This window comes from Pseudochelatococcus contaminans, from assembly GCF_014195635.1.
GTDB classification, from domain to species: Bacteria; Pseudomonadota; Alphaproteobacteria; order Rhizobiales; family Beijerinckiaceae; genus Pseudochelatococcus; species Pseudochelatococcus contaminans.
In genome coordinates, this window is record NZ_JACICC010000003.1 from 179,756 (window position 1) to 203,209 (window position 23,454).

Annotated in this window: 20 protein-coding genes and 1 tRNA gene; 12 read left to right on the forward strand and 9 right to left on the reverse strand. The window is 62.0% G+C overall.

The genetic code is table 11. The features are described 5' to 3' along the window. The first annotated feature begins 72 nt into the window (after positions 1 to 72). Positions 73 to 1,134 (forward strand): AraC family transcriptional regulator, encoded by a 1,062-nt coding sequence (locus tag FHS81_RS07360; protein ID WP_246374903.1) that lies wholly within the window; start codon positions 73 to 75, stop codon positions 1,132 to 1,134. 162 nt (positions 1,135 to 1,296) lie between these two features. Here FHS81_RS07360 and FHS81_RS07365 read toward each other — a convergent pair whose 3' ends face one another. After that, positions 1,297 to 2,094 (reverse strand): MetQ/NlpA family ABC transporter substrate-binding protein, encoded by a 798-nt coding sequence (locus FHS81_RS07365; protein WP_183751479.1) that lies wholly within the window; start codon positions 2,092 to 2,094, stop codon positions 1,297 to 1,299. A 127-nt stretch (positions 2,095 to 2,221) separates the two neighbouring features. On the opposite strand from FHS81_RS07365, the gene FHS81_RS07370 reads away from it, so the two are divergent. From FHS81_RS07370 to FHS81_RS07380, 3 genes are read left to right on the forward strand one after another with little or no spacing between them, the layout of a single operon-like run. After that, positions 2,222 to 3,361: a methionine ABC transporter ATP-binding protein gene (locus FHS81_RS07370; protein WP_183751481.1), complete on the forward strand. Its 1,140-nt coding sequence runs from the start codon at positions 2,222 to 2,224 to the stop codon at positions 3,359 to 3,361. Next, positions 3,342 to 3,995: a methionine ABC transporter permease gene (locus FHS81_RS07375; RefSeq protein WP_183751483.1), complete on the forward strand. Its 654-nt coding sequence runs from the start codon at positions 3,342 to 3,344 to the stop codon at positions 3,993 to 3,995. The genes FHS81_RS07370 and FHS81_RS07375 overlap by 20 nt, the downstream gene beginning before the upstream one ends. Before the next feature lie 29 nt (positions 3,996 to 4,024). Further along, positions 4,025 to 5,200 carry a M20 aminoacylase family protein gene (locus tag FHS81_RS07380; protein WP_183751486.1) on the forward strand — a complete coding sequence of 392 codons (1,176 nt, stop codon included), beginning with the start codon at positions 4,025 to 4,027 and terminating at the stop codon, positions 5,198 to 5,200. Positions 5,201 to 5,288: 88 nt separating this feature from the next. Here the strand turns inward: FHS81_RS07380 and FHS81_RS07385 are convergent, their stop codons facing one another. After that, positions 5,289 to 5,945: a TerC family protein gene (locus FHS81_RS07385; RefSeq protein ID WP_183751488.1), complete on the reverse strand. Its 657-nt coding sequence runs from the start codon at positions 5,943 to 5,945 to the stop codon at positions 5,289 to 5,291. Between the two features lie 306 nt (positions 5,946 to 6,251). Continuing rightward, on the reverse strand, positions 6,252 to 6,578 hold the full coding sequence (locus FHS81_RS07390; RefSeq protein ID WP_183751490.1) for an FtsB family cell division protein: 327 nt from the start codon (positions 6,576 to 6,578) through the stop codon (positions 6,252 to 6,254). 170 nt (positions 6,579 to 6,748) lie between these two features. Between FHS81_RS07390 and FHS81_RS07395 the strand changes: the two genes are divergently transcribed. Continuing rightward, complete coding sequence (locus FHS81_RS07395; RefSeq protein WP_183751492.1) at positions 6,749 to 8,272, forward strand: methyltransferase regulatory domain-containing protein; 1,524 nt, start codon at positions 6,749 to 6,751, stop codon at positions 8,270 to 8,272. 67 nt (positions 8,273 to 8,339) lie between these two features. Here FHS81_RS07395 and FHS81_RS07400 read toward each other — a convergent pair whose 3' ends face one another. Both FHS81_RS07400 and FHS81_RS07405 read right to left on the reverse strand, forming a co-directional pair. After that, on the reverse strand, positions 8,340 to 8,888 hold the full coding sequence (locus tag FHS81_RS07400) for a CinA family protein (protein WP_183751494.1): 549 nt from the start codon (positions 8,886 to 8,888) through the stop codon (positions 8,340 to 8,342). A 24-nt stretch (positions 8,889 to 8,912) separates the two neighbouring features. Then, on the reverse strand, positions 8,913 to 10,133 hold the full coding sequence (locus FHS81_RS07405) for a bifunctional 2-C-methyl-D-erythritol 4-phosphate cytidylyltransferase/2-C-methyl-D-erythritol 2,4-cyclodiphosphate synthase (protein ID WP_183751496.1): 1,221 nt from the start codon (positions 10,131 to 10,133) through the stop codon (positions 8,913 to 8,915). Positions 10,134 to 10,302: 169 nt separating this feature from the next. On the opposite strand from FHS81_RS07405, the gene dusB reads away from it, so the two are divergent. The 4 genes from dusB (at position 10,303) to FHS81_RS07425 (ending at position 14,362) form a co-directional block, all read left to right on the forward strand. After that, a complete protein-coding gene (dusB, locus tag FHS81_RS07410) occupies positions 10,303 to 11,355 on the forward strand; it encodes a tRNA dihydrouridine synthase DusB (protein ID WP_183751498.1) in 1,053 nt (350 codons plus the stop codon). Then, the gene (locus tag FHS81_RS07415) at positions 11,330 to 12,469 is read left to right on the forward strand and encodes a two-component system sensor histidine kinase NtrB (protein ID WP_183751500.1); all 1,140 of its coding nucleotides are present in this window, start codon (positions 11,330 to 11,332) and stop codon (positions 12,467 to 12,469) included. The genes dusB and FHS81_RS07415 overlap by 26 nt, the downstream gene beginning before the upstream one ends. Before the next feature lie 3 nt (positions 12,470 to 12,472). After that, positions 12,473 to 13,942 carry a nitrogen regulation protein NR(I) gene (gene ntrC / locus FHS81_RS07420; protein ID WP_183751502.1) on the forward strand — a complete coding sequence of 490 codons (1,470 nt, stop codon included), beginning with the start codon at positions 12,473 to 12,475 and terminating at the stop codon, positions 13,940 to 13,942. Between the two features lie 189 nt (positions 13,943 to 14,131). Continuing rightward, positions 14,132 to 14,362 carry an excalibur calcium-binding domain-containing protein gene (locus FHS81_RS07425; RefSeq protein ID WP_183751504.1) on the forward strand — a complete coding sequence of 77 codons (231 nt, stop codon included), beginning with the start codon at positions 14,132 to 14,134 and terminating at the stop codon, positions 14,360 to 14,362. 133 nt (positions 14,363 to 14,495) lie between these two features. Here FHS81_RS07425 and FHS81_RS07430 read toward each other — a convergent pair. The 3 genes from FHS81_RS07430 to FHS81_RS07440 all read right to left on the reverse strand — a co-directional run bounded on the left by FHS81_RS07430 (position 14,496) and on the right by FHS81_RS07440 (position 18,451). Beyond that, positions 14,496 to 14,572 (reverse strand) — tRNA-Asp (locus tag FHS81_RS07430). A gap of 213 nt (positions 14,573 to 14,785) precedes the next feature. Then, positions 14,786 to 17,455 carry a glycosyltransferase gene (locus tag FHS81_RS07435; RefSeq protein WP_183751506.1) on the reverse strand — a complete coding sequence of 890 codons (2,670 nt, stop codon included), beginning with the start codon at positions 17,453 to 17,455 and terminating at the stop codon, positions 14,786 to 14,788. Between the two features lie 513 nt (positions 17,456 to 17,968). Beyond that, positions 17,969 to 18,451, reverse strand: a complete 483-nt coding sequence (locus tag FHS81_RS07440) for a hypothetical protein (protein WP_246374904.1) — start codon at positions 18,449 to 18,451, stop codon at positions 17,969 to 17,971. 446 nt (positions 18,452 to 18,897) lie between these two features. Between FHS81_RS07440 and FHS81_RS07445 the strand changes: the two genes are divergently transcribed. Further along, the gene (locus tag FHS81_RS07445) at positions 18,898 to 20,547 is read left to right on the forward strand and encodes a glycoside hydrolase family 17 protein (RefSeq protein WP_183751508.1); all 1,650 of its coding nucleotides are present in this window, start codon (positions 18,898 to 18,900) and stop codon (positions 20,545 to 20,547) included. On the opposite strand, the gene FHS81_RS07450 is transcribed toward FHS81_RS07445, so the two are convergent. Beyond that, positions 20,495 to 20,890 carry a hypothetical protein gene (locus tag FHS81_RS07450; RefSeq protein WP_183751510.1) on the reverse strand — a complete coding sequence of 132 codons (396 nt, stop codon included), beginning with the start codon at positions 20,888 to 20,890 and terminating at the stop codon, positions 20,495 to 20,497. The two genes, FHS81_RS07445 and FHS81_RS07450, sit on opposite strands and share 53 nt — an antisense overlap. A 473-nt stretch (positions 20,891 to 21,363) precedes the next feature. Between FHS81_RS07450 and FHS81_RS07455 the strand changes: the two genes are divergently transcribed. Both FHS81_RS07455 and FHS81_RS07460 read left to right on the forward strand, forming a co-directional pair. Next, positions 21,364 to 22,086 carry a TIGR00725 family protein gene (locus FHS81_RS07455; RefSeq protein WP_183751512.1) on the forward strand — a complete coding sequence of 241 codons (723 nt, stop codon included), beginning with the start codon at positions 21,364 to 21,366 and terminating at the stop codon, positions 22,084 to 22,086. Positions 22,087 to 22,617: 531 nt separating this feature from the next. Then, positions 22,618 to 23,445, forward strand: coding sequence for a DeoR/GlpR family DNA-binding transcription regulator (locus FHS81_RS07460; protein ID WP_183751990.1), 828 nt, complete (start codon positions 22,618 to 22,620; stop codon positions 23,443 to 23,445). Positions 23,446 to 23,454 lie beyond the last annotated feature (9 nt).

Below are 23,454 nucleotides of genomic sequence, written 5' to 3' on the forward strand. Positions count from 1 at the left end.
CCGATCTTTGAGGATCAGACTAAACCGTCGCGGGCGCGGATTGGTGCCACAATAGTTGCAAATGTTGCCATCATGGCGCAGTCTCGGTGCATGATGCACGGCCATGGAAATGCCCCGGCGGCGGTCACGCCGATTGCTTTTGCGATAGCTATAACAGAGGCTTACGCGTTGCGTGGGCGCTCGCCGGAACAGGCGTTGCGCGAGGCACGGATTGCGCCGCGCCTGCTGGACGATCCGCAGGCGCGCATCACCGCCCAGCAGTTCGAGACGCTGTCGGGCTTTGCCATGCGCGAGCTGGATGATGAGGCGCTCGGGTGGTTTTCGCGGCGCTTGCCATGGGGCAGCCACGGCCTGCTATGCCGCGCGGCGGTGACGGCGCCGGATCTTGGCATCGCCCTGCGCCGCTGGTGCCGCTGCCACGGGCTGCTCACGGATGACGTGCGCCTCAGCCTGACGACGAAAGCCGGGCAGGCGTGCCTGACCATTCACGCGATGCGCATCCCCGACACCCTGCGCGAGTTCTGTATGGTATCGGTTCTGCGCATGGTGCACGGCTTTGCGTGCTGGCTGGTCGATTCGCGCATCCCGCTGGATGATCTGTGGTTTCCCTTCGCCCGCCCGGCGCATGCGGCATCATATCGGGCGATGTTTCCGGGGGAGGCGCGGTTCGAAGCCGAGACGGCGGGTTTCAGCTTCGACGCCGATTATCTGGCGCTGGCGCTCGTGCGCGATGAAGCCGCAACGCGCGCCATGTTGCAGAACGCGCTGATGCTGACCGTGCTGCAATACAAGCGCGACCGCCTGCTGGTGGACAGGGTCAGAAGCCTGCTGAAAGAGCATCTGCGTATAGATCACCTACGTTTGGCAACGGCTGGCTTGCCGACTGCCGAAACGATTGCGGCGGCGCTGGCCATATCGAGCCGGTCGCTGCATCGCCAGTTGCGGGAGGAGGGGGCTTCCCTGCAGCAGATCAAGGATGAGGTGCGGCGCGACAAGGCGATGGATCTGATACAGCGCAGCAACCGGCCCTTGAAGCAGGTGGCGCATCTGGCCGGTTTCCGCAACGAAAAGAGCTTTTCCCGCGCCTTCCGCGATTGGACAGGCCAGTCGCCGGGGGCGTTGCGGCGCGGTTGAAGCGAAGCCGCAAAGGCGAAGCCCGCCGACGATCGCGAGATCGCCGCCGGGCTTCCTGTCGTTCGGGAGGAGTTACACTTGCTCACAAACACGCATGCGGGAGAACACATGCGAGGGGGGAGCATCGGGCCGTCATGCCCGATGCGAATGGGTGAATGGCCGTCAGAACGCGGGAAGCTGGCCCGGGAACTTGTCCTTGATGAGCTGGCGGATGGTGTCGTTCTGATAGGCGGCGACCAGCTTCTTGAACACCGGCTTGTCCTTGTCCTCGGTGCGCACGGCGATGAAGTTGGCGTAAGGGTTGTCCTTGTCCGACTCGATGGCGATGGAATCCTTGCCCGGCGTCAGACCTGCCTGCACGGCGTAGTTGGTGTTGATCGTCGAGGCATCGGTGTCATCCAGACTGCGGGCGAGCTGCGCGGCATCGATCTCGCGGATTTTCAGGTTCTTCGGGTTCTCGGTGATGTCGAGAACGGTCGGCAGCAGGCCGACGCCATCCTTCAGCTTGACGAGGCCCAGCGCCTGCAGAAGCAGCAGCGAGCGGCCGCCGTTGGACGGATCGTTTTGAATGCCGATGGTCGCACCGTCCTTCAGTTCATCGAGAGACTTCACCTTTTTTGAATACAGGCCGATGGGGGCGATGATGGTGTCGCCGATCGGTGTGATCTTGTAGCCCTTGGCCTTGATCTGATTGTCGAGGAAAGGCTTGTGCTGGAAGGCGTTGGCATCGAGATCGCCAGCGGACAGCGCCTCGTTGGGCAGCAGGTAATCGCTGAACACGATCACTTCTACATCGAGACCGTCATTGGCGGCGATCTTCTTCACCTCTTGCCAGATGATCTCGGCATCGCCCGCTGAAATGCCGACCTTCACCTTCTCATGCGCCTGCGCGCCGGCGTGGATCGCCGGGCTCACCGCAAGAGCCAGGCCGGCAAGGGCCGAAAGAAACCAACGCTTCATGTCCGAAACTCCTGAGCAGTATGCCGCCTGTCGTCACATGCAGAGGCCGGCAGGGCTATTATGCTTGATGCTATAAAATCTATAGAATATATGTCAATCGAATTCATGCGAGGGAGACGCGCGGCACATGACAAATTCTGCGGCAACGTCGCTGCCGGCGGGCGACGCAGGGGAAGCGGCGCGAACGGCCCCCGCGCAGCGCGGCGGACGGGTGACGTTCGATGACGTGGGCAGGACGTTCGAGACCCCGGACGGGCAGGTCTGCGCCTTGCGCGAAGTCGGCTTCACGGTGGAGCCGGGCGAGATCTTCGGCATCATCGGCCGCTCGGGCGCGGGTAAATCGACACTGATTCGCACCGTCAACGGGCTGGAGCGCCCAACATCCGGCAAGGTGCTGGTCGAGGATGCGCGCGGCGGGGTTTTCGATGTCGGCAGTCTGACGGTGAACGAGCTGACGCTGCTGCGCCGCGACATCGGCATGATCTTCCAGCACTTCAATCTGCTGTCGTCCAAGACGGTGGAGCGCAACGTCGGCCTGCCCCTGCGCCTTGCCGGTGCGTCGCGGGCGGATGAGGCCCGGCGGGTGACGGAACTGCTCGCCCTCGTTGGCCTCTCGGACAAGCGTGGGCGTTATCCGCGCGAATTGTCCGGCGGGCAGAAACAGCGCGTCGGCATCGCACGGGCATTGGCGCGCGATCCGGGCATCCTGCTGTGCGACGAGGCGACATCGGCGCTGGACCCGGAAACGACGTTGTCGATCCTCGCCCTGCTCAAGGACATCAACCGCCGCCTTGGCCTCACCATCATCCTCATCACCCATGAAATGGAGGCGATTCGCCAGATCAGCGATCGTGTCGCGGTGATCGAGAAGGGGCGCATCGTCGAGATCGGCCCGGTGTGGAAGGTGTTCGGCGATCCGCAGCAGCCGGCAACGCGGGCGTTGCTGACCCCGCATGCGAACGAACTGCCCGACGACCTCGCAGGCCGCATCGCGCCGCTGCCGTCGAGCGATTCCGCACCGGTGTTCGACATCATCTACACAGGCGCGGAAACGGGTGAGCCCAATCTTGGTGCTGTGTTCGATGTGCTTGGCCATGACGCGCGCCTGCTGCACGGCACGCTGGACCGCATTCAGGGGCATGCGCAGGGCCGGCTGCTTGTCGCCGCTCCCGCTGTGCCGGCGCATGAGGCCACCCACGTTCTCGCCCTTTTGAAGAAACTGCCCCCGCGCGCGGAGATCATCGGTTATGTCAGCGGCTCTCTTTAACCTGTTTCTCGACGCCATCTGGGAAACGCTGCTGATGGTCGGCGTCTCCGGGCTGGTGACGCTGGCTCTCGGCGGCCCGCTGGCCGTGGTGCTCGTAACGACTGCTCCTGGCGGTGTGTTCGAGGCGAAGGGTTTCAACCGCGCGCTGGGGGCGGTGGTCAACGCTTTCCGCTCCACGCCGTTCATCATCCTGCTGGTGGCGCTGATCCCTTTCACGCGGCTGATCGTCGGTACGACCATCGGCATCTGGGCGGCCATCGTGCCGCTGAGCATCGCCGCCATCCCGTTCTTCGCCCGCATTGCTGAAGTCAGCTTCCGCGAGGTTGATCGCGGGCTGATCGAGGCGGCGCAGGCCATGGGCGCCAGCCGGTTGCAGATCATCTGGAACGTGCTGGTGCCGGAGGCGCTGCCCGGCATCGTCGCCGGTTTCACCATCACGCTGGTATCGCTCATCTCCTCGTCGGCCATGGCCGGGGCGGTGGGGGCCGGCGGACTGGGCGACCTAGCCATTCGCTACGGCTATCAACGCTTCGAGACCACGGTGATGGTGGCGGTCATCGTGGTGCTGATCGCCATCGTCATGGCGGTGCAAATGACCGGCGATTATTTCGCATACCGGCTCAACAAGCGGTAAGGTGCCCTTTCCCTTTTCAGGAGTCAGTCATGCCGCAAGCCATTTCGATCCCTGACGAGATCGCCGCTTTCAACGACGAGATCGTCGCCATCCGCCGCGATATTCACCAGCATCCTGAACTTGGCTTCGAGGAAGTGCGCACGTCCGCTCTTGTGGCCGAAAAGCTGGAATCGTGGGGCATCGAGGTGCATCGCAACGTCGGGCGCACCGGCGTCGTGGGGGTCTTGCGCGCGGGCGGCGGCAACCGCAGCATCGGCCTGCGCGCCGATATGGATGCCTTGCCGCTGACCGAGGAAACCGGGCTGCCGTTCGCCTCCACCAGCCCTGGCCGGTTCCACGGTTGCGGACACGACGCGCATACGGCCATCCTGCTTGGCGCGGCCCGCTATCTGGCGCAGACGCGCAATTTCGAAGGCACCGTGGTATTCGTCTTCCAGCCGGCCGAGGAAGGGTTGGGCGGTGCGCGGGCGATGATCGCCGATGGCCTGTTCGAGCGCTTCCCGGTGGATGAGATCTATGGCCTGCACAATTCCACCATCACGCCGCACGGGCATGTGCATGTTTCGCCGGGGCCGGTGCAGGCGGGTGCTGACTTTTTCGACATCGTCGTCACCGGCACCGGCGGCCATGCGGCGCATCCCCATGCCGCGCGCGATCCAGTGGTGGCAGCCGCAGCGCTGATCACCGCCCTGCAAAGCATCATCAGCCGCCATGCGCCGCCACGCGAGTCGGCGGTGCTGTCGGTGACATCCGTCAATTCCAACGTGTCCTACAACATCATTCCCGAGACGGTGCATTTGCGCGGCACCGTGCGCACGCTCGATGGCCCGCTGAAGGCACGCATCGCAGAACGCATCCGCGCGGTGGCGGCTGGCGTGGCCGTGGGGCATGATGTGCGGGTGGAGGCTGACGTGCGCGACGCGGTATCACCGCTCGTCAATTCCGCGGAACACGCGCAGGCCATCGCAGACGCCGCCCGCGCGGTTGTGGGGGACGAGAGCGTCACCACCGATTGGCGGCCCAGCATGGGCAGTGAGGATTTCTCGGAGTTTCTCGCCCACGTGCCCGGCGCCTTCTTCTCCCTGGGCCATCATGGCGACATTCCGTTGCACAGCCCGCGTTTCTTCCTCGATGAAGGAATCCTGCCGGTCGGATCGGCGCTGTTCTCCCGTCTCGTCGAGGAACGGCTGAAACCTGCGGGCTAAACCGGCGAGGGGCCATCTGTAGAGTCATCAAATAAAAACGGCGCGGATGGTGCCATCCGCGCCGCTGTTCATGTGATCGTATGGGGCATCAGCCGCCGTTGATTGCGCCGTTGACCAGCGGGAGCACTTCCACCAGGCCGCGGTAGACCATGTCCAGCGCAACATAGAGGATGACGGCCAGACCGATGTAGGCGATCCAGCGGTGCTTGTGCAGCACCTTGGCGATGAAGTTCGCCGCCACGCCCATCAGCGCCACCGAGAGCACGAGACCGAAAATAAGAATTTCTGGATGGTCGCGCGCTGCGCCGGCAACTGCGAGCACGTTGTCGAGCGACATGGACAGGTCGGCAATGAGGATCTGCGTCGCGGCCTGCATGAAGGTTTTCTTCTGCGTTGCGCCGGCGACCTTGCCGTCCTTGTTGATGTCTTCCTCGTGCAGCGCCTCAACGGCGTCGACTTCTTCGTGGTGCTGCACGCGCAGCTCGCGCCACATCTTCCAGCACACCCACAGCAGCAGCACACCGCCCGCGAAGAGCAGGCCGACGATTTGCAGCAACTGGGTCGTGATGGCCGCGAAGAAGATACGCAGGACCGTTGCGGCGATAATACCGATGAGAATGGCCTTGCCGCGCTGCTCCTTGGGGAGACCGGCGGCCGCAAGACCGATAACGATCGCGTTGTCGCTCGCCAGCACCAGGTCGATCATGATGACCTGAAGCAGCGTATAGAACGCGTCCGCTGTCATAAGATAATTTAGAGTTTCTGCCATTTGGCACCCGCCATGAAGGCGGCCGTCGTAAGAGAAACGGCGTCGCGCACCGGCGATCCCCTTGCCTGTGGCCCGCTCAGGGTTTCACAGGATGACTGGATCTAACGATGTCGGACGAGGTTCCTTGCGCTCCAGGCCGCCGGTTTCAGACATCCAGTCCGACATCGCAGTCCATCTGACTGCCAGAGGGGCCCGGGCTGGCGGAATGTCTATATCCCTGCGCGCATCCGGTTGCAAGCCCGGCCGGCAAAAACGACCTGAAGTTGCAAATGGAACGGATCGTCAGCGGCCGCTGGGTGAGCCCAGGAACACGATCACATCGTTCTCATGCACGAGGCCAAGCGTCTTGCGGGCTTCTTCTTCCAGAATGTCCGCATCGATCCTTTCCGCGCGCACCAGTTCGGTGCGGCGATCCCACTCGGCGTGCTCGGCCTTGAGTTTCTCAAGCTCGATCGTCTTCTCGTAGATCTGACGCTTGAACTCGCGCTTGGCCTCAAGTCCGCGCGCGCCATTCTGTGCATGGAAGAGGAAATACCCCACCACGCTCGCCGAGACGGCGTACAGAAAAACTGGTATCAGGATGGCGCGAAGGCGCTTGCGTTTGACCATGGCGGGATGCTAATCCCGTTTCGGTTAATGATGAATTAACGAAGTATTGTCATAGCATATGAGTGGATATATCTGCGCAGACATATGCACGTCTCTGCATTAGTTGTTTATTTTATATAGAAATGTGCCTTTGTCTTGAATTTTTTGAAATAGAGATTTTGAGGTAGATTATGAAAAATTGGTCCGGTAATCAGCTCGAAGGTGTCGAATATACTGTTGAGTTCTTTCATGAACTGACACCCGGGAATCTGCGTTTCGCGCTATTGCAGCACGGCCTCGCCGCACCGCAGGGGCAGGCTTCCTACCTGGAGCTGGGATCCGGCCATGGCCTGACGGCGAATATCATCGCCGCGCTCAATCCGGCTCTCGATGTCGTGGGTGTCGAGCCCGATCCGGCGCGTGTCCGGTATGCGCGGACGCTGGCAGAGGAAGCCGACATCGGCAACGTCAAGTTTCTGGAGCGCAATCTCGAAGAGCTGATTGCCGACTCAAGCCTCGGCAATTTCGATTTCATCGTGCTGCATGGCGTCTATAGCTGGGTCAATGAAGCCGGGCGTGGCCTGATTCGCGATCTCATCCGCCGCAATCTCAAGCCCGGCGGCGTGGTCTTCGTGTCGTACAATGCCTATCCGGGCTGGTCGGCGGGCGCCGTTCTGCAGCGCGTGCTGCACGATGGCGGCGTGCTGGCTGGCGGTGATGCCGCGCGTCAGTTGTCTCAGGGCGTGTGGGCGCTCAATCGCCTCAAGGAGTTGAACGCCGCGTTCTTCGGTGCCAATCCGATTGCCGCGAACCAGCTTGATGATCTGCAAAAGCGTTCGCTGTCTTATCTCGCGGGTGAATATCTGAGCGACGACTGGGGCGCGTTTTTCTTCACCGATATTGTGAAGGCGCTCGGTGAGGCCAAGGTTTCCTACGGCGGGCAGGCCGATCTTGCTGCCCATGCCGACCTGATCAACTTCACGCCGGACCAGCGGCAGTTTCTCGAATCGATTCCGGATCGGAATTTCCGCGAAACCGCGCGCGACGTGCTACTGAATACCTCGTTCCGGCGCGATCTCTACCTGCGCGGCGCGACGACCTTGCCGCGTCAGGCGCAGAAGGATTTGTGGAACAACCAGCGTTTCGTCCTGCTCAACGATCCGGCGGACGTGCCGCGCAAGATCATGGCGCGCGTTGGCGAGGTATCGCTCAATGCCGAAATCTACGACCCGGTGCTGGCTGCCCTGGCTCACGGACCTCAGACCCTCGCGGAACTGCTGGCCGATGCTGGCGTCGCCAAGCTGCCGTGGGAGCAGGTGACCGAAGCCGTGCATCTGCTGGTGCTGCTCAACATCGTGCAACTGGCGCTGCCTGCCGAGGGCGAGGCGGAACGGACGCAGCGCGCCCGCGCGCTCAACACGGCAATCGTTGCGCGCCTTCGCGCCGGCGATGCCGTTCCGGTACTGGCCTCCCCGGTCACCGGCTCGGGTATCGGCCTCGACAGTCTGTCGCAGTCGTTGTTCGCGGCTCATACGGAAGGTGTGGCGGACAAAGCGCCATACGTGCGTCAGCGGCTGGATGAAAAGGGCCACAACCTGATCAAGGACGGTCAGCCCGTTACGGACGAGGCAGCCATCGCGGAACATCTGGACAATGCGGTGGCTTCGTTCGAAACGATAACGCTCAAAATCCTGAAGCGCGCAGGCATCGTCTGATACCGGGCGCAGGTTCCGGAGCTTTAAGTCCGTCCGCGTCGCGCGGGCGGACTTTTTCCGTTCTGACTCAGGCTGTCAGCGTCGGCTCGGTCGTGATGGCGGTTTCCAGCAGGTCGATCGCTGCTTCTACCGCCCGCAGGCGGATGGCAGTGCGTCCTTCGTCAGCGAAGCGATGGGCGATATGCCGGGTGGGATGCCCACGCCGCGCGGCTGCGAAATGCACCAGCCCGACAGGCTTCGCCGCCGAGCCGCCGCCAGGCCCTGCCACGCCGGTAATGGCGACGGCGACGTCGGCGTCCGGCAGGCGATCCAGCACGCCTTCGGCCATGGCCCGCGCCACAGGTTCGCTCACGGCGCCATGCAGCGCTATCAGATCCTCCGTCACGCCAATACTAAGGTGCTTGGCGGTGTTGGAGTAGGTGACGAAGCCACCTTCGACCACGTCCGATGAGCCGGCGATTTCCGTCAGCAACCCGCTGACGAGGCCGCCCGTGCAGGATTCCGCCGTGCCGAGGCGGAGTTTCCGAGCCCGCGCAGCCTCAAGCAGGCTGCTTGCGCGTTCGATCAGACGGGCTGGGAAAAGTGTTGCTTCCGGTGTGTCACTGGTCCGCGTCATGTCGTCCTCACTCGTCAAAGCCGGTTAAAGCCAATCAGGGCCGGTTGAAGTTTCCGGCAGGCGAATCGTGGCGGCCGCCTGTGCCGCGATGCCTTCGGCGCGGCCGGTGAAGCCAAGGCGTTCGGATGTGGTCGCCTTGATGGAAACCCGATCCGGCGTCAGGCCGCAAATCGCCGCGATACGGGCGCGGATGGCCTCGCGATGCGGGCCGACCTTCGGCGTTTCGCAGATCACGGTGGCATCGAGGTGGTCGAGCACGCCGCCGCGTGCGTGCAGCAGCGCCACCGCATGGGCGAGAAACCTGTCCGACGACGCACCTTTCCACTGCGGATCGCTTGGCGGGAAATGGCTGCCGATATCGCCATCCGCCAGCGCGCCGAGCAGGGCGTCGGTCAATGCGTGCAGCACGACGTCGCCATCGGAATGTGCTGTCACGCCCTGTGTATGGGCGATCCGCACACCGCCGAGCCAGATATGGTCACCGTCCGCGAAGGCATGCACGTCGAACCCCGTCCCAACCCTGGTGGTGAGGCGGTTCTCGGGACGCAGGCGCTGTTCGGCGGCGTCGAAGTCGGTCTGCGTGGTCAGCTTCACGTTATGGGTGTCTCCGGGAAAAACCGTCACCGCTGCGCCGGCCCATTCAGCCAGTGCGCCGTCATCGGTGAAGGACGAAAGCCCCTCGCCGCGTGCGCGTGCATGGGCGTCGAGCAGCAGCGGATAGGCGAAAGCCTGCGGCGTTTGCACGGCGCGCAGCCGGTCGCGGTCAGGCGTTTCGACGACGCGGCCGGCTTCGTCCACCTGCTTGATGGTGTCGGTGACGGGCGTGCCGGGAATCGCCGCCTCATGCGCTTGCGCTGCCGCAATGGCCGCATCGATGAGCGCCGCAGACAGGAATGGGCGCGCTGCATCGTGAACGAGCACGATGGCAGGCGGATCGTTGCGCAGGGCGTGCAGGCCCGCGAAGACGGATTCCTGCCGTGTGCCCCCGCCGATAACGGGTTCGAGAAGCCCATCGCGCTGCGGAAGGGCGGCGACGCTTTGCTCGTAGTGCTCTGTATCATCGGCGCCGATGACCACCTGCACCCGGCCCACGGCGGGATGGGCGAGGAAAGCATGAAGCGTGCGGGCCAGCACGGGTATTCCCGCCAGCGGCCTGTATTGCTTGGGCAGGGGATCGCCGCTGGCGCTTGCGCGCAGGCCCCGGCCTCCGGCGACGATGACGGCGGCGATGTCTCTGCGGGCCATTGACGAAACCTCTCATCCGGTCGTGATCTGCAGGCGGGATTTGACGGCCTGCATTGCAGGCATCAGGGTTGTAGGCGACCCGCGCGCGCGGCGCAACACGCGCGAAGACGCATGGCATGGCGCGAAAATGGTTGCGTCGAAACGCGAATGGTTGTTCTTCTGCACTGCAATGATGAACAAAGACAGCATATCGGACCCGGCTGGTGCGACTTCGCTTGCGATAGGCGATATCGCCATCGGCGGACGGGCGTTTCTGGCTCCGATGTCGGGCATCACCGACATCGGCATGCGCCGTGTCGCCATGCGTTTCGGCGCGTCGCTGGTGGTGTCGGAAATGGTCGCTTCCGACGATCTGGCCGCCGGTGACGAGGAAGCCCGCACCCGCGCCGAGGGCGAGGGCGTGACGCCGCACATGGTGCAACTGGCCGGTTGCGATCCGCGCTGGATGGCAGAAGGCGCGCGCGTTGCCGAGGCGGCGGGCGCGCAGATCATCGACATCAATATGGGTTGCCCGGCCAAGCGCGTCACCGGCGGCTGGTCCGGCTCGGCGCTGATGCGCGATCTGGACCACGCGGTGACCCTCATCGAGGCAACCGTCGCCGCCGTCTCGGTGCCGGTCACGCTCAAGATGCGCCTCGGCTGGGACCATGACTCGCTGAACGCGCCCGAACTGGCCCGCCGCGCGGCGCAGGCCGGCGCACGCATGATCACGGTGCATGGGCGCACCCGGCAGCAATTCTACAAGGGGCAGGCGGACTGGCGGGCTGTCGCCGCCGTGCGGGCGGCAATTCCCGGCGTTCCGCTCGTCGTCAACGGCGATATCGCAACCGAGGATGATGCCCGCGCCGCGCTGGCATCGTCGGGCGCTGATGCGGTGATGGTGGGGCGGGCTGCTCTGGGCCAGCCGTGGCGCGTCGGCGCCATTGCACGGGCGCTCGGTGGGGGTGCTGTTGGCGCTCCCCCGCACGACCAGCGTCTGGCGGGCGCTGTCGAACATTACGAGACGCTGCTCTCCACATATGGCCAGCGCATGGGCGTTCGCCACGCCCGCAAACACCTTGCCGGATATGCCGAGGATGCGATAGCCGGGCCTGCGCCCGCCGTCGATGCGGCAGAGGCGGTGCGCCTGCGTGCACGCATCGTCGTCAGTGAAGACCCGGCGGAAGTGATCCTGATCCTGCGAAAGCTTTATGGCCATGCCGACGCATCCCTTGCCGCCTGAAGAAGCGGGTATCCTCGCCATCCTGCCGCTGCCGGTGTTGGCTGTCGGGGGGGATGGGAGCGTTGCTTATGCCAATGCGGCCGCCGAGGCGTTCTTTCATCTCAGCCTGCCCGTGCTGCGGCGCCAGCGCCTGCCGGACCTCATCGCTGCCGGTTCCCCCGTGCTGGCCATGGTGGAAGAGGTGCGCGAGAACGGCGCGGGCATGACGGGCTATCGCGTGGATCTGGCGCTGACGCGCCAGCAGGAGGAGCGCATCGTCGATGTCTTCGCCGCACCCGCCGCAGACGGATCCGTTGTGCTTCTGCTTCAGGAACGGACAAATGCTGAAAAAATGGGCAGGCAACTGACGCATCGTGCGGCATCGCGCTCGTTGACGGCGCTCGGCGCGATGCTGGCGCATGAAATCAAAAACCCGCTGTCGGGCATTCGCGGTGCGGCGCAATTGCTGGAAATGTCCGTGCCGGACGATGACCGCGTTCTCACCCGCCTGATCTGCGACGAGACGGACCGCATCGTCAAACTGGTCGAGCGCATGGAAACGCTGGGCGAGGGGCATCCTGCCGCACGGGAACCCGTCAACATCCACGATGTGCTGGATCATGTGCGGCGGCTGGCAGGCTCCGGCTTTGCGCGGCACATCCGCTTCATCGAAAGCTACGACCCGTCCCTGCCGCCTGTGCATGGCAATCGCGACCAGTTGATTCAGGTGTTCCTGAACCTCGTCAAGAACGCTGCCGAGGCCATTGAGGACAGTCCCGATATTGCCGACGGGGCGGGTGAAATCATCCTTGCCACCGCCTATCGCCCCGGCATGCAGATGCAGCTTGCCGGGCGCGAGCGGGTGCGCCTGCCGCTGGAAATCAGCGTGCGCGACAACGGCCCCGGCGTGCCGGCAGACATGCTTCCGCATCTGTTCGATCCGTTCGTAACGACGAAGACGGGCGGAACTGGCCTCGGTCTTGCATTGGTTGCCAAGATCGTGGGCGAGCACGGCGGAATTATCGAATGCGACAGTGTCGCGCGCCGCACCACGTTCCGGGTTTTGATGCCCATCGTGGCCGGGCGCGGTGCAACCTCGCCGGATGCCACGGGGGAGATGGCGCAAACGGAGTAACAGATGGGCCGAGCAACGATCCTAGTCGCCGACGATGATGCCTCGATTCGCACGGTCCTCGCCCAGGCGTTGACGCGGGCAGGTTACGACATTCGCACCACCGGCCACGCCGGAACGTTGTGGAGCTGGGTATCGCAAGGCGAGGGCGATCTCGTTGTCACCGACGTCGTGATGCCGGACGAGAACGCTTTCGACCTGTTGCCGCGCATCCGGCAGGCGCGCCCCGATCTGCCGGTGATCGTCATGAGCGCCCAGAACACATTCATGACGGCCATTCGCGCCTCGGAGCGGGGAGCCTACGAATATCTCCCCAAGCCTTTCGATCTGAAGGAACTGGTCACCATCGTCGGCAGGGCGCTGTCGCGTCCGCGCGGTATTGGCGTTGGGGCCAGCAACGAGGTGGAGGAAATTCCGCTCATCGGCCGCTCCCCGGCGATGCAGGACATTTATCGCGCCATGGCGCGGCTGATGTCGACGGACCTGACGGTGATGATCTCCGGCGAGTCGGGCACTGGCAAGGAACTGGTTGCCCGCGCCCTGCACGATTACGGCAAGCGCCGGGGCGGTCCCTTCGTGGCGGTCAACATGGCCGCGATCCCGCGTGATCTCATCGAATCGGAACTGTTCGGCCACGAGAAAGGTGCTTTTACCGGCGCGCATGCCCGCTCGCCGGGGCGCTTCGAGCAGGCGGAAGGCGGCACGCTCTTCCTCGATGAAATCGGCGATATGCCGATGGAAGCGCAGACGCGCCTGCTGCGCGTTCTGCAGCAGGGTGAATACGCCACGGTGGGTGGCAAGGCGTCCGTGCGGACCAATGTGCGCATCATCGCCGCGACCAACAAGGATCTACGCCAGTCCATCGAGCTGGGGCACTTCCGCGAGGATCTGTTCTTCCGGCTCAACGTGGTACCCCTGCGCCTGCCGCCGCTGCGCGAACGGTCCGAGGATGTGCCGGACCTCGTGCGGCACTTCCTGGCCCGTGCAACCCGGGAAGGGTTGGCCCCCAAGCAGATCGACGCCGTCGCCATGGACAGGCTTATCCGTTATCGCTGGCCCGGCAACGTCCGCGAACTTGAAAACCTCGTGCGACGCCTCACGGCGCTCTATGCGCAGGAAACCATCACCGCGCCGGTCATCGAGGCGGAACTCGATCTGGCTTCCGCCCCGCCGCCCGTCGTCGCGGCGGCGCGCGAGACCTCATCCAATGAAGCGCTGCCACTGTCGCAGGCGGTGGACCGCTATCTGAAACAGTACTTCGCCTCGCTGGGCGGCGCGTTGCCGCCGCCCGGGCTATACCATCGCCTGTTGCGCGAGGTTGAGGCGCCCCTGCTCACGGCAGTCCTCACCGCGACCAACGGCAACCAGATCCGTGCGGCGGAATTGCTCGGCCTCAACCGGAACACCCTGCGCAAGAAGATCCGCGATCTCGACCTGCCGATCATCCGTCAGTCAAGCAGCGGGCCGGGACGATAGGCCGCATCTTTGTTGCAAGAGCAGTGGATTTGCCATTCAATGAATATGCCTGAAAACCCGCTTCGGCGGGTTTTCTTGTCAGTTTAGAATGTGAAGGACGGTATCAATATTTATATTCAGGAATAAGTTTTATCTATTTGACGTCAACGGCAGGCATTGTGCTCATATTCAGTCGTCGCGAGGGGCGCTATGGGCAGGATCATCGGGGCTGTCATTCTGGCAGCAGTATTCATCTCACCGACATCGTCACACGCATGGACGTGCAAGCAAGCGCGAAGCTGCGACGAGGCGGTGCGGGAATGGTGCGCGGGATATGCCAGGGCTGACCGGGACAATGACGGCATCCCTTGCGAGAATGTCTGTAAATCACGGGCGCAAGTCGAAGCCGCCAAAAAGCGCGGAGCATGCGGGCGATTTTGACATCTGGGCTCACGAGCCTACTCAGCCACGCACTCACTATTGAAATGCTGTAGACGCGCCGCGAAAGCTGCATAATCCAGCAACTTGCGAACATGATACATCAGGTTTTCTAGGAAGATTTTTACCGCTTAAATGGCGGGAGTGACGGGGCTCGAACCCGCGACCTCCGGCGTGACAGGCCGGCGCTCTAACCAACTGAGCTACACCCCCAAGGAACGATGTCTTCGTTCGCTGCGGTGATTGTGAATTAACGGTCGCGCCCACGAGTGTCAAGCAGGGTTCATAAACAAAAAGCCGGCCGCCTGTGGCATCCTGTGGGTAACTTGCCGCCTTACTATCTCATGGCGACGCAACACATTGCTCCAGAAGCAGAAAAGGGCGCAGAAACCTGCGCCCCTTTCATATTCGTCTCTGCGACCAGGCTTATTGTGCGGCCGTTGGCTGCTGGCCGGGATCCAGCGGGGGCTGCAACTGCGACGGCCGCGCCCAGCGGGGCAGGGCGTTGGCAATGCGCACCCGCAGGCTCGCCCAGTAGGTGAACTCGTTGAAGCGCGACCCTTCCAGCAGCGCGATGCCCGTTGCGGCGAGGAACGGCAGGCTCTGCACCAGCAGCACGACGGCGTAGATATTGATCTCACGCACTTCGTTGACATTGGTGAAGAATACCAATCCAGCGGCGGCAACCAGCAAACCACCCAGAATCGCCTCCCAGAAAGCGGTGAAGGCCGCGCCCTTCCGCTTCTTGCCGCCCTTCGCGGTCACGGTGAAGGGGAGGTTATCCTTGATGACGCCATCGGCCACAGCCTTGGCCACCACGAACTGCACGCTCATCGCTGCAATTGCCGCACCGATCATCTGGCGCGCGGGAATACCGACCCGCATCCCGTATGTCGACGTGAAGTGCAGCAGCGACACCGCAAAGGCCGCGATGATTGGCAGTGTCAGGATGCGATCCGGAATAGCGATGCCGGCGAAGACGACGATCGGCACCCAGATCAGGTTGAGAATCGCCACCAGCACACCAAGGGTCTCCGCGCCGAGCCAGTTGACCCAGCCAACCGTGAACTCACGCTTCTGGGCGGAGCTCAGCCGCACGCCGCTTCCCGGCAGCATGCGCCGCCAGTGCTTCTTGACGATCTGCGTGCCCCCATAAGCCCAGCGGTGACGCTGCTTGCGGAAGGCTTCGAACGTATCCGGCAACAGCCCCCAGCCATAACGGCGGTTGGTGTAGAAAGCGCGGTAGCCCATCTGCATGATCGTCAGGCCGAGATCGGTATCCTCGCAGATCGTCTCGGACGGCCAGTTGCCCGCCGCCATCAGAGCCTCGCGGCGCAGCAGGCACATGGTGCCATGCACGACGATGGCGTCGGCCTCGTTACGCTGAACCATGCCGATGTCGAAGAAGCCGGCATATTCGGCGTTCATGATGTTGTGCATCACGGACTGATCGCCATCCCGGTGATCCTGCGGAGCCTGCACGATGCCCACCTGCGGATCGGCGAAGGCAGGCACGAGATCACGCAGCCACGCCGGATCCACCACATAGTCCGCATCGATCACGCCAATGATTTCAGCGTCCGGCGCGGTGTGCAGGAGAGCCTCGCGCAGTGCGCCGGCCTTGAAGCCCTTCACGTCGAGAAGGTTGAGGAACTTGAACCGCTCGCCAAGCATGCGGCAATGTTCTTCGATCGGCTGCCAGAACGCCGGGTCGGGCGTGTTGTTGATGGCGACCACGCACTCGAAGTTCGGATACTGAAGGCGAGCGACGCTAGAAAGCGTCTCCTTCAGCATCTCCGGATTCTCGCGATAGGCCGGAATGTGGATCGACACTTTGGGGGCAAAGTCGCGGGTGGCTGCATTGACCTGCGTGCCGCTGGCGGACGTGAACAGTCGCGACGGCGCACGCCCGAAGGCGATCTGCGAAATCTCCTCGATTCGGCTGAGCGCGATCATCACCAGCGGGATCAGCAGCACGAGGCCAAGGCCCAGCGCTATCGCGCCACCCCACGTGAAGTAGTGCAGATACCAGTATTCGATGACGACTGCGAACCACGCTCCCGCCGTGTTGGCGGCAATGCTCAGCAGCAGCGCCTGCGGCAGCGTCACACCGGCGATGGTGAAGATCGGCAGCGACAACAGCAATCCGATCAGCATGGCGCCAAGCGCAATCTTCCACCAATCCGCATGGGTAATATCGCCGGTCAGCTCGAATTTCGGCTGACGGTCGGCATCGAACAATCCCCAATACGGACCGACGGAGCCTTCAAAGAACTTCCACGGCTGATCAATCGCTTCGATGATGTTGTAGTCGGCCCCGAACTGCTCGGCACGGGCCAGAAACTCGCGGATAACCTGTGCCTGAATGGCCCGGCCCGGGTTGGCGATCTTCATGTTATAGCCGGCACTGGGCCAGCCAAACTCGGCTATGACTACGTGCTTGCCGGGGTAGGTCTCGCGCAGCTTGTTGAAGACGCTGATGGCCTGATCGACGGCCTGATCCTCGGGCACGCCTTCCCAGTAGGGCAGGATGTGCACGGCGATGAAGTCCACGGCGGCGACCAGTTCGGGATACTCGAACCAGACCGAGGGAATATCACCCGTGGTCACCGGCAGGCCGGTCTCGCGGCGCACGCGCTGGATGTACTGGATCAGCTCCGGCACCTTCAGGTCGTCACGGAAGACGGTTTCGTTGCCGACCACGAGGGAACTGACATTGCCGCTGCGCTTGGCAGCCGCAACGGCGTTGGCGATTTCAAGCTCGTTCCGCTCGGTATTCTTGTCGAGCCAGACACCGATCGACGTCTTGAGGCCAAATTCGGCGGCGATGGGCGCGACAAGCTCCTGCCCGGCGGTGGATGCGTAGGTACGCACCGCCTTGGTGAAGGGCGCGAGCACTTTCAAATCCGCCCGGATCTGCTCTTCGGTCGCAACGCCTCCGTCTTCCGGATTCACGTTCTTGCCGAAGGGGGCATACGATACGGACGATAGCTGAATGGGAACGTCAGGGGCCGAGGTCGTCTCTCTCAAGACGTACCAGAGGCCGGCATGCGCGGCAGCGACTAACGCGACGACAAGAATGACGACGACACGCATTTCACATCCATAGATGCTGGTAAGCAAACGCCAGGGTTGCTTCAACAGATTTCCGTGCTGTTGCTCAGCACAAGCTCCGCTAGAAACAAACGACCTTACTCCGGATTTGTTTCCTGGAAAATATACACAGTTCGTTTTCGCGAAGTTAACGAATTTTTAACCTTAATGAACTTACCACTCCGGGGCCTGTCGAGGAAGCGGTCAGGCGGGTTTCGGCGCGGCTTTCGGTATTATGGTAAACGATGGCTGCGGCGATTTGTCGATTGTGTCAGGCCGGGGTATTGATCACACCGACGGCGTCATCCTTGCTTTGAAAAATGTCTATTGTTTGATCGGCTATCAATATCGATGAGCCGCGATTACACGCGCCGGTGGCATCACATGAGCGTTATTGGCCACGCGGCACGGCGCGGTAAAATGCTTGCAATCATGAAATAAACGCGGACCACCAGATGTCTGGCGGCCCTGAAATCGCAACTGGCGAGCCGTCGAGGACGGCTGCGAAGGTTGACGTTACTGCCCTTCCGGCTTCGTTTCCGGTGCTGGAGCGGCCGGGGGAGGCGGCGGTAGCAGATTGGGATCACGCCAGCAGGCGCTTACCTTGGCATTCAGTGTGTCCGGCTGCTTCGGGTCGATCGGGCCTTGCCGCACGATGCAGCTGAAAGCCTGCTGCACATGGACGCCGGGGCAGTCGAAGCGGTCGTAGAGCGACAGGTGACGCTTGGCGGTGTCGATGTCATCCCGCCACAGCAGGTTGACCGCCCTGCGGCCGAACCACACGCATTCTGCCCGGCCGGCGCCATCGGGAAGATCCTCGATTTCGATGTACTCTTCGGGCTTCGCTGCCTCTTCAGCCGGTGGCTGGCCGTTTGCCTCGCCCTGCGCGGGCGGAGCAGTCTGCTCCTGAGGAGCCGGCTCCTGGGCCATAACGGATGGAGTTGCACCGGCGATCATGAGGCAGGAAAGCAGGGCGAGAAGACTACGGTGGCCGTGCATATTCATGGAATCCCAAAAGAGATGAGGCATCGACAGATCGAGTGTCCCAAAGCTTCAACGTCCGAAACGGACCTGTGCCGTCCTCTCTGGCCCGGGCAGGCCTCGCTCGACGTCACACGTCCCGCTCAGGCTTGTCCCGAGGCCTTGCATCGCGACACTGTTGCAGCAGGGGTACGTAATCCCAACTCGATGCAATTGTCCAGCAGCAGAATGCGTTAGGCAACTTGCGCGCAGGACAATCTATCGAGCCGATCCATCGAATTGAACGCGAGCGACGTTAATATAAAGTATCAAACGTTAGATGTTCTCTCATCTACAACGTGACCCGCCCATGAAATCCTGTGCCACCCGGTGGCGATGTGTCGTAATCCGTTTGCTTTCCAAGCGAATCCGAACCAAAAAAGCAGCCGTCGTCGCCGCGACGTGCCGTTGTCCGAGGATGTTTCATGCGCATACCCGCGATTCTGTTTGTCGTCATATCGGTTCTTGTTGCCGCCTTCTGGGCCTTTGTCGGGCAGCCGGTGCCGATGCCGCCGTCGCCGCTGGTGGCGGATGAGAAACTGCAATGCGTGTCATATGCGCCTTTTCGGGATGGCCAGTCGCCGCTTGGCGACAACACGGTCATCACGCCGGAGCAGATCGACGATGATCTGGCGCGGCTGGCGAAGGTCACGGATTGCGTGCGCACCTACGCTACCGAGCTGAACCTCGACAAGGTGCCGGAGATTGCGCGCAAGCACGGCCTCAAAGTGCTGCAAGGCATCTGGCTCGGCGGCGATCCGGCGCATACGGCGAAGGAAATCGGCGTCGGCGTGCAACTTGCCCGGCAGCACGACGACGTGATTATCGGTCTCATCGTCGGCAACGAGGTGCTGCTGCGCGGCGAGATGTCGGCGCAGGATATTGCCGCAACGATTCGCCGAATCAAGGAACGGGTCGACGTGCCCGTGACTTATGCCGATGTCTGGGAATTCTGGATGCGCCACCGCGAGCTGGCCGACGTGGTGGATTTCGTCACCGTTCATATCCTGCCGTATTGGGAGGATTTCCCCGTGCCGGCAGAGGAGGCTGGCGCGCATATCGATTCGATCCGCGAGCAGGTGGCGCGCGCCTTTCCGGGCAAGGAAATCCTCATCGGGGAAACAGGCTGGCCCAGCGCCGGGCGCATGCGCGAGGGCGCGCTGCCGTCGCCGTCCGCCCAGGCCCGGGCGCTGCATGACATCCTGACCATTGCGCATCAAAAGAATTATCGCGTCAACGTCATCGAAGGCTTCGACCAGCCATGGAAACGCAGGCTGGAGGGCACTGTCGGCGGTCACTGGGGTATCTTCGATGCCTATACGCGCGCACCGAAATTCGCCTGGGGGCAACCTGTCGTCGATCATCCCTATTGGAAATCCGCCGCGCTTGGCGGCATCCTGCTGACGGGAGCGATTTTCGCGGCTGCCGCAGCAGGACTGCGCCGGCGTCCGGCAGCGCTGCCGTCGCTGCGCTGGCCGGTGTGGACGTTCGTCGCCGTTTCAGCCCTCGCCGCCGGCGTGACAGCAGGCTGGGCTGTCGCGAAGCTGCCGCTTGAAAGTCTTCATTGGTGGGACTGGCTGCGGTCGGGAGTATTGGTTTTTGTGGCCATCGCTTCGCCTGTTGTCGCCGCTCTGGCGCTGACGGCCGGTGTGCGGCTGCCATCGTTTGCCGAGGTCTTGTCACCGCGGGCAACGCCTTCCGCAGTTGGATCAGGCCTCGATAGCACCGGGCGTCTGCTGGGGTGGCTGCTGATTGTGCTCACGCTGCTGGCAACCGTTTCAGCGTTGGGGCTGGTGTTCAACCCCCGCTACCTGAGCTTCCCGTTCGCCGCGATGACCGGCGCGGTCTTCGCCTTTATCGGGCCGGCGTTTGCTGGCCGGTGGCAAGGCTTGCCGCGTGCGGCGAGAAGGCGTGGGCTGTCCGAAACGTTCTTTGCCGCCACCCTTGCCGGGGCCGCCATCTATATCGTCCTCAACGAGACGGTCAGCAACTGGCAGGCAGTGTGGCTCGGTGGCCTGTTTCTTATTCTGGCTGCAAGTCTGATACGGGCGCGGGACGGGCAAAAGCCAGCATGAGCAGCGCGAGCGCGAATGCCGACAGGGCCGTATTATAAAGCACGATGCCGGCGCCTGCCGCCAGCAGGGCAATGCCGAGCAGCACGACATGGGGACGGATGAGGTGCAGCACCGCCGCCCCCAGCGCTACCGCGCCGAACACATTGTTGTCGAACAACGCCACGGTAATGGCGCGAACCTGGCATCCGGCCGACGGCAGGCCAGCCTGACATGCGAGGCCCACGTTCGATGCCTCCACGAGCATGAAACGCACGTAGAGGCCCCAACCCAGCGCGCAAAGACCGATGGCTATCAGGACATTGCCAGCCTTGGGCGAGGGCACGAAAAGCGGACGTCCGGTCATGAGGGGCTCTCGATATATTTTGTGGCAGGGCGCTGATCCAATGGTCAAACCACGAGCGCATCGCTTTGGTACGCGTCCCGATTCTCGTGCATATACCATCGAATCATGATCATGGCATCTGCACGCCAGCTCGCGAATTCAGATTTGCAGATGTTGATTTGCAAGTGTCGATCCGCACGCATCAATTTGCAGCAAACCACGTTTATAATGATTTGCGAGTGGCACGCTTTCAAGTCAATCAGCCATCTGACTTCGTCGAGAAAATGTCTCGGCTCACAACCATGTAGCGATTCCTCACTTCAGTCGAGCGTCAAAATTATATGGTATGGTAAGCGTTTGCAGTAACATTCAGAATTCTACATTTTTACGGAACCTGTATTCAAATCGATGATTTGATCCGAACGCAAGAAGTTCCATGGAACCGAGACTTTCTTGCCGCCGATCGTATCATTGCCTGGCAGTGGAGCATGTTGATGACTGTCGTGGATGCCCCCTCGTCGTTGCTGGCGTGGTCTGGCGGCCTTGGGCGGCTGTTCCGGCCTGTCGGGTATGCAAGTGATTTCGATATCTGCGAACAGTTCGATCCATGGCTTCTGCAATGGCGGTTGGCGAAAACCTGTCCGGCTGATCTGGCGGCAGTATCGGGGTTGAGCGAGGCGCTGCGTCTGGTTTTTACAACTGTGCATGCGCGGCGGGCGCCAGTGGGCGTCATCGGCCCGCGCGATGCAACGGACGACGAATATGGCATGGCCGAATCACTGGGTCGCCTGTTGGCAGTTCATGGCCTGCAAATGATTTGCGGCGGCATGGGCGGTGTAATGGAAGCGGCTTGCAAGGGGCATCTTCAGGCGGGGGGCGCTCCGGTTGGCCTGCTGCCGCAGGATGAGTGGAATAGCGGTAATCCCTATGTCGCCATTCCGATTGCCACCGGGATCGGGGCCGCGCGCAACGCTATCATCGCGCGTGCGAGCATCGTGCTCGTAGCTGTCGGCGGCGGCTACGGAACATTGACCGAGATGGCTTATGGCCTGCACTTCAACCGTCTGGTTCTGGGGCTTGGTAAAACACCGTTCGTTGCGGGAGCCGTGCCCTGCGCCTCTCCCGCAGAGGCGATCAGCCGCGTGGCCGGGCATGTGCTCGAACGGATGAATGATCCACCTGCAACTGATCAGACAGGAATTACTAAAGATAGATAAGTTCACTGGTCGCTCTTCGATCAATCCTGCGCTGTGGTGCAAGAACTATGCACAGGCAAGTCATGCGTCTGCCATGATCTCATAGATGATTTTTGGCAAGGGATCAGGAGATTCCGGACATGAAAATTTGCACGCAAAAGTGTTTAGTCAAAAGTATTATCCCGCAACCGCCGCTCCATCAAAACCTGCAGTTTATATAACATTTTGTTTCCTTGAGACGGAACAGGCGGGAAATGATGTGTTTGGGTCAGTTTTTCATGGAAAATATTATGGCACTGGATGCGACTTCTATTGGCTCTGCTGAAGTTTGTCTCTCTTTTGTCGGTCAATATTGTGATTGTTTAAAAAGATGAGTTTGTCCAGTCTTGTGCTGTGACACCAACGGATATGTTCCTCGCGTATTGTTGAAGCCTTTGTGTGCCGGATAAGCACTTTCACTGAATTGTTTTGACGCGTTGAGTGTGCTGATCTCCAGAAACAACAGTTTCCCGGGCCTTGAGAATCATGGGACAGGATGGAGTTAAGAAGGCAATGGTTGCGCGGCTGCAAGTGCAAAATAATGTGGATCTATCGGCGCGCCAGGAAGAAATATTATCGATTGTGCACCATCAGGGATTTGCCACCATTGAGGCATTGGCCCGTCATTTCGACGTGTCGACCCAGACCATTCGCCGCGATATCATTCACCTTGATGAAATGCTTCTCCTGCAACGCTTTCACGGCGGCGCGGGCGTGCGTGAGGCAACCGTCCGGCTCGGCTATGCCGAAAAGCGCATTACCGCTGCCGAGGCGAAAGAGCGTATTGCCCGCCTGACCGCAGCCCGGATCCGGTCGGGCGATGCTGTTTTTCTGGATGTCGGCACTACGGTCGAGGCCGTCGCACGTGAACTGCGCGGCCGTCATGATCTGCGCATCTTCACATCAAGCCTCGCGGCGGCCACGATCTTCTCCGCGGATCAAGGCATGCAGGTTTTCGTCACCGGCGGCGTCCTGCGCGGACCTGACGGTGCGCTGACTGACGAATGGACGCGCGATGCCATCTCCCGTTTCCGTTTCGATGTTGCGATCCTGGGTTTTTCAGGTGTCGACGATGACGGGGCGCTGATGGATTTCGATCTTGCCAAGGTGGCGGTCAAGCAACTGGCGGCTGCTCGTGCCTCACAGGTCATCGCGGTCGGCGAAAGCGCCAAGTTGCTGCGTCCGGCAATCGTACGTGTGCTGGCGGCTGAAGAAATCGATGTGCTCGTCACCAGCGAGGCACCTGCCGCGCCGATAAGTGAAAGACTCGTCAAGGCCAATGTCGATGTTGTTTTCGACTGTATTGATGAGTCTGGCGTTTTGCAGAACGGAAGCGTCTGATCGAACAGT

What these genes read in the sequence shown, in the direction of transcription:
- FHS81_RS07375 (WP_183751483.1), top strand. Translation starts at nt 3,342, where the DNA reads ATGTCAGCGGCTCTCTTTAACCTGTTTCTCGACGCCATCTGGGAAACG.
- FHS81_RS07390 (WP_183751490.1), bottom strand. Translation starts at nt 6,578, where the DNA reads ATGGTCAAACGCAAGCGCCTTCGCGCCATCCTGATACCAGTTTTTCTG.
- FHS81_RS07435 (WP_183751506.1), bottom strand. Translation starts at nt 17,455, where the DNA reads ATGCGTGTCGTCGTCATTCTTGTCGTCGCGTTAGTCGCTGCCGCGCAT.
- dusB (WP_183751498.1), top strand. Translation starts at nt 10,303, where the DNA reads ATGATGAACAAAGACAGCATATCGGACCCGGCTGGTGCGACTTCGCTT.
- FHS81_RS07360 (WP_246374903.1), top strand. Translation starts at nt 73, where the DNA reads ATGGCGCAGTCTCGGTGCATGATGCACGGCCATGGAAATGCCCCGGCG.
- FHS81_RS07380 (WP_183751486.1), top strand. Translation starts at nt 4,025, where the DNA reads ATGCCGCAAGCCATTTCGATCCCTGACGAGATCGCCGCTTTCAACGAC.
- FHS81_RS07370 (WP_183751481.1), top strand. Translation starts at nt 2,222, where the DNA reads ATGACAAATTCTGCGGCAACGTCGCTGCCGGCGGGCGACGCAGGGGAA.
- FHS81_RS07445 (WP_183751508.1), top strand. Translation starts at nt 18,898, where the DNA reads ATGCGCATACCCGCGATTCTGTTTGTCGTCATATCGGTTCTTGTTGCC.
- FHS81_RS07415 (WP_183751500.1), top strand. Translation starts at nt 11,330, where the DNA reads ATGCCGACGCATCCCTTGCCGCCTGAAGAAGCGGGTATCCTCGCCATC.
- FHS81_RS07450 (WP_183751510.1), bottom strand. Translation starts at nt 20,890, where the DNA reads ATGACCGGACGTCCGCTTTTCGTGCCCTCGCCCAAGGCTGGCAATGTC.
- FHS81_RS07405 (WP_183751496.1), bottom strand. Translation starts at nt 10,133, where the DNA reads ATGGCCCGCAGAGACATCGCCGCCGTCATCGTCGCCGGAGGCCGGGGC.
- FHS81_RS07400 (WP_183751494.1), bottom strand. Translation starts at nt 8,888, where the DNA reads ATGACGCGGACCAGTGACACACCGGAAGCAACACTTTTCCCAGCCCGT.
- FHS81_RS07365 (WP_183751479.1), bottom strand. Translation starts at nt 2,094, where the DNA reads ATGAAGCGTTGGTTTCTTTCGGCCCTTGCCGGCCTGGCTCTTGCGGTG.
- FHS81_RS07425 (WP_183751504.1), top strand. Translation starts at nt 14,132, where the DNA reads ATGGGCAGGATCATCGGGGCTGTCATTCTGGCAGCAGTATTCATCTCA.
- FHS81_RS07460 (WP_183751990.1), top strand. Translation starts at nt 22,618, where the DNA reads ATGGTTGCGCGGCTGCAAGTGCAAAATAATGTGGATCTATCGGCGCGC.
- FHS81_RS07455 (WP_183751512.1), top strand. Translation starts at nt 21,364, where the DNA reads ATGACTGTCGTGGATGCCCCCTCGTCGTTGCTGGCGTGGTCTGGCGGC.
- FHS81_RS07440 (WP_246374904.1), bottom strand. Translation starts at nt 18,451, where the DNA reads ATGCACGGCCACCGTAGTCTTCTCGCCCTGCTTTCCTGCCTCATGATC.
- FHS81_RS07395 (WP_183751492.1), top strand. Translation starts at nt 6,749, where the DNA reads ATGAAAAATTGGTCCGGTAATCAGCTCGAAGGTGTCGAATATACTGTT.
- FHS81_RS07385 (WP_183751488.1), bottom strand. Translation starts at nt 5,945, where the DNA reads ATGACAGCGGACGCGTTCTATACGCTGCTTCAGGTCATCATGATCGAC.
- ntrC (WP_183751502.1), top strand. Translation starts at nt 12,473, where the DNA reads ATGGGCCGAGCAACGATCCTAGTCGCCGACGATGATGCCTCGATTCGC.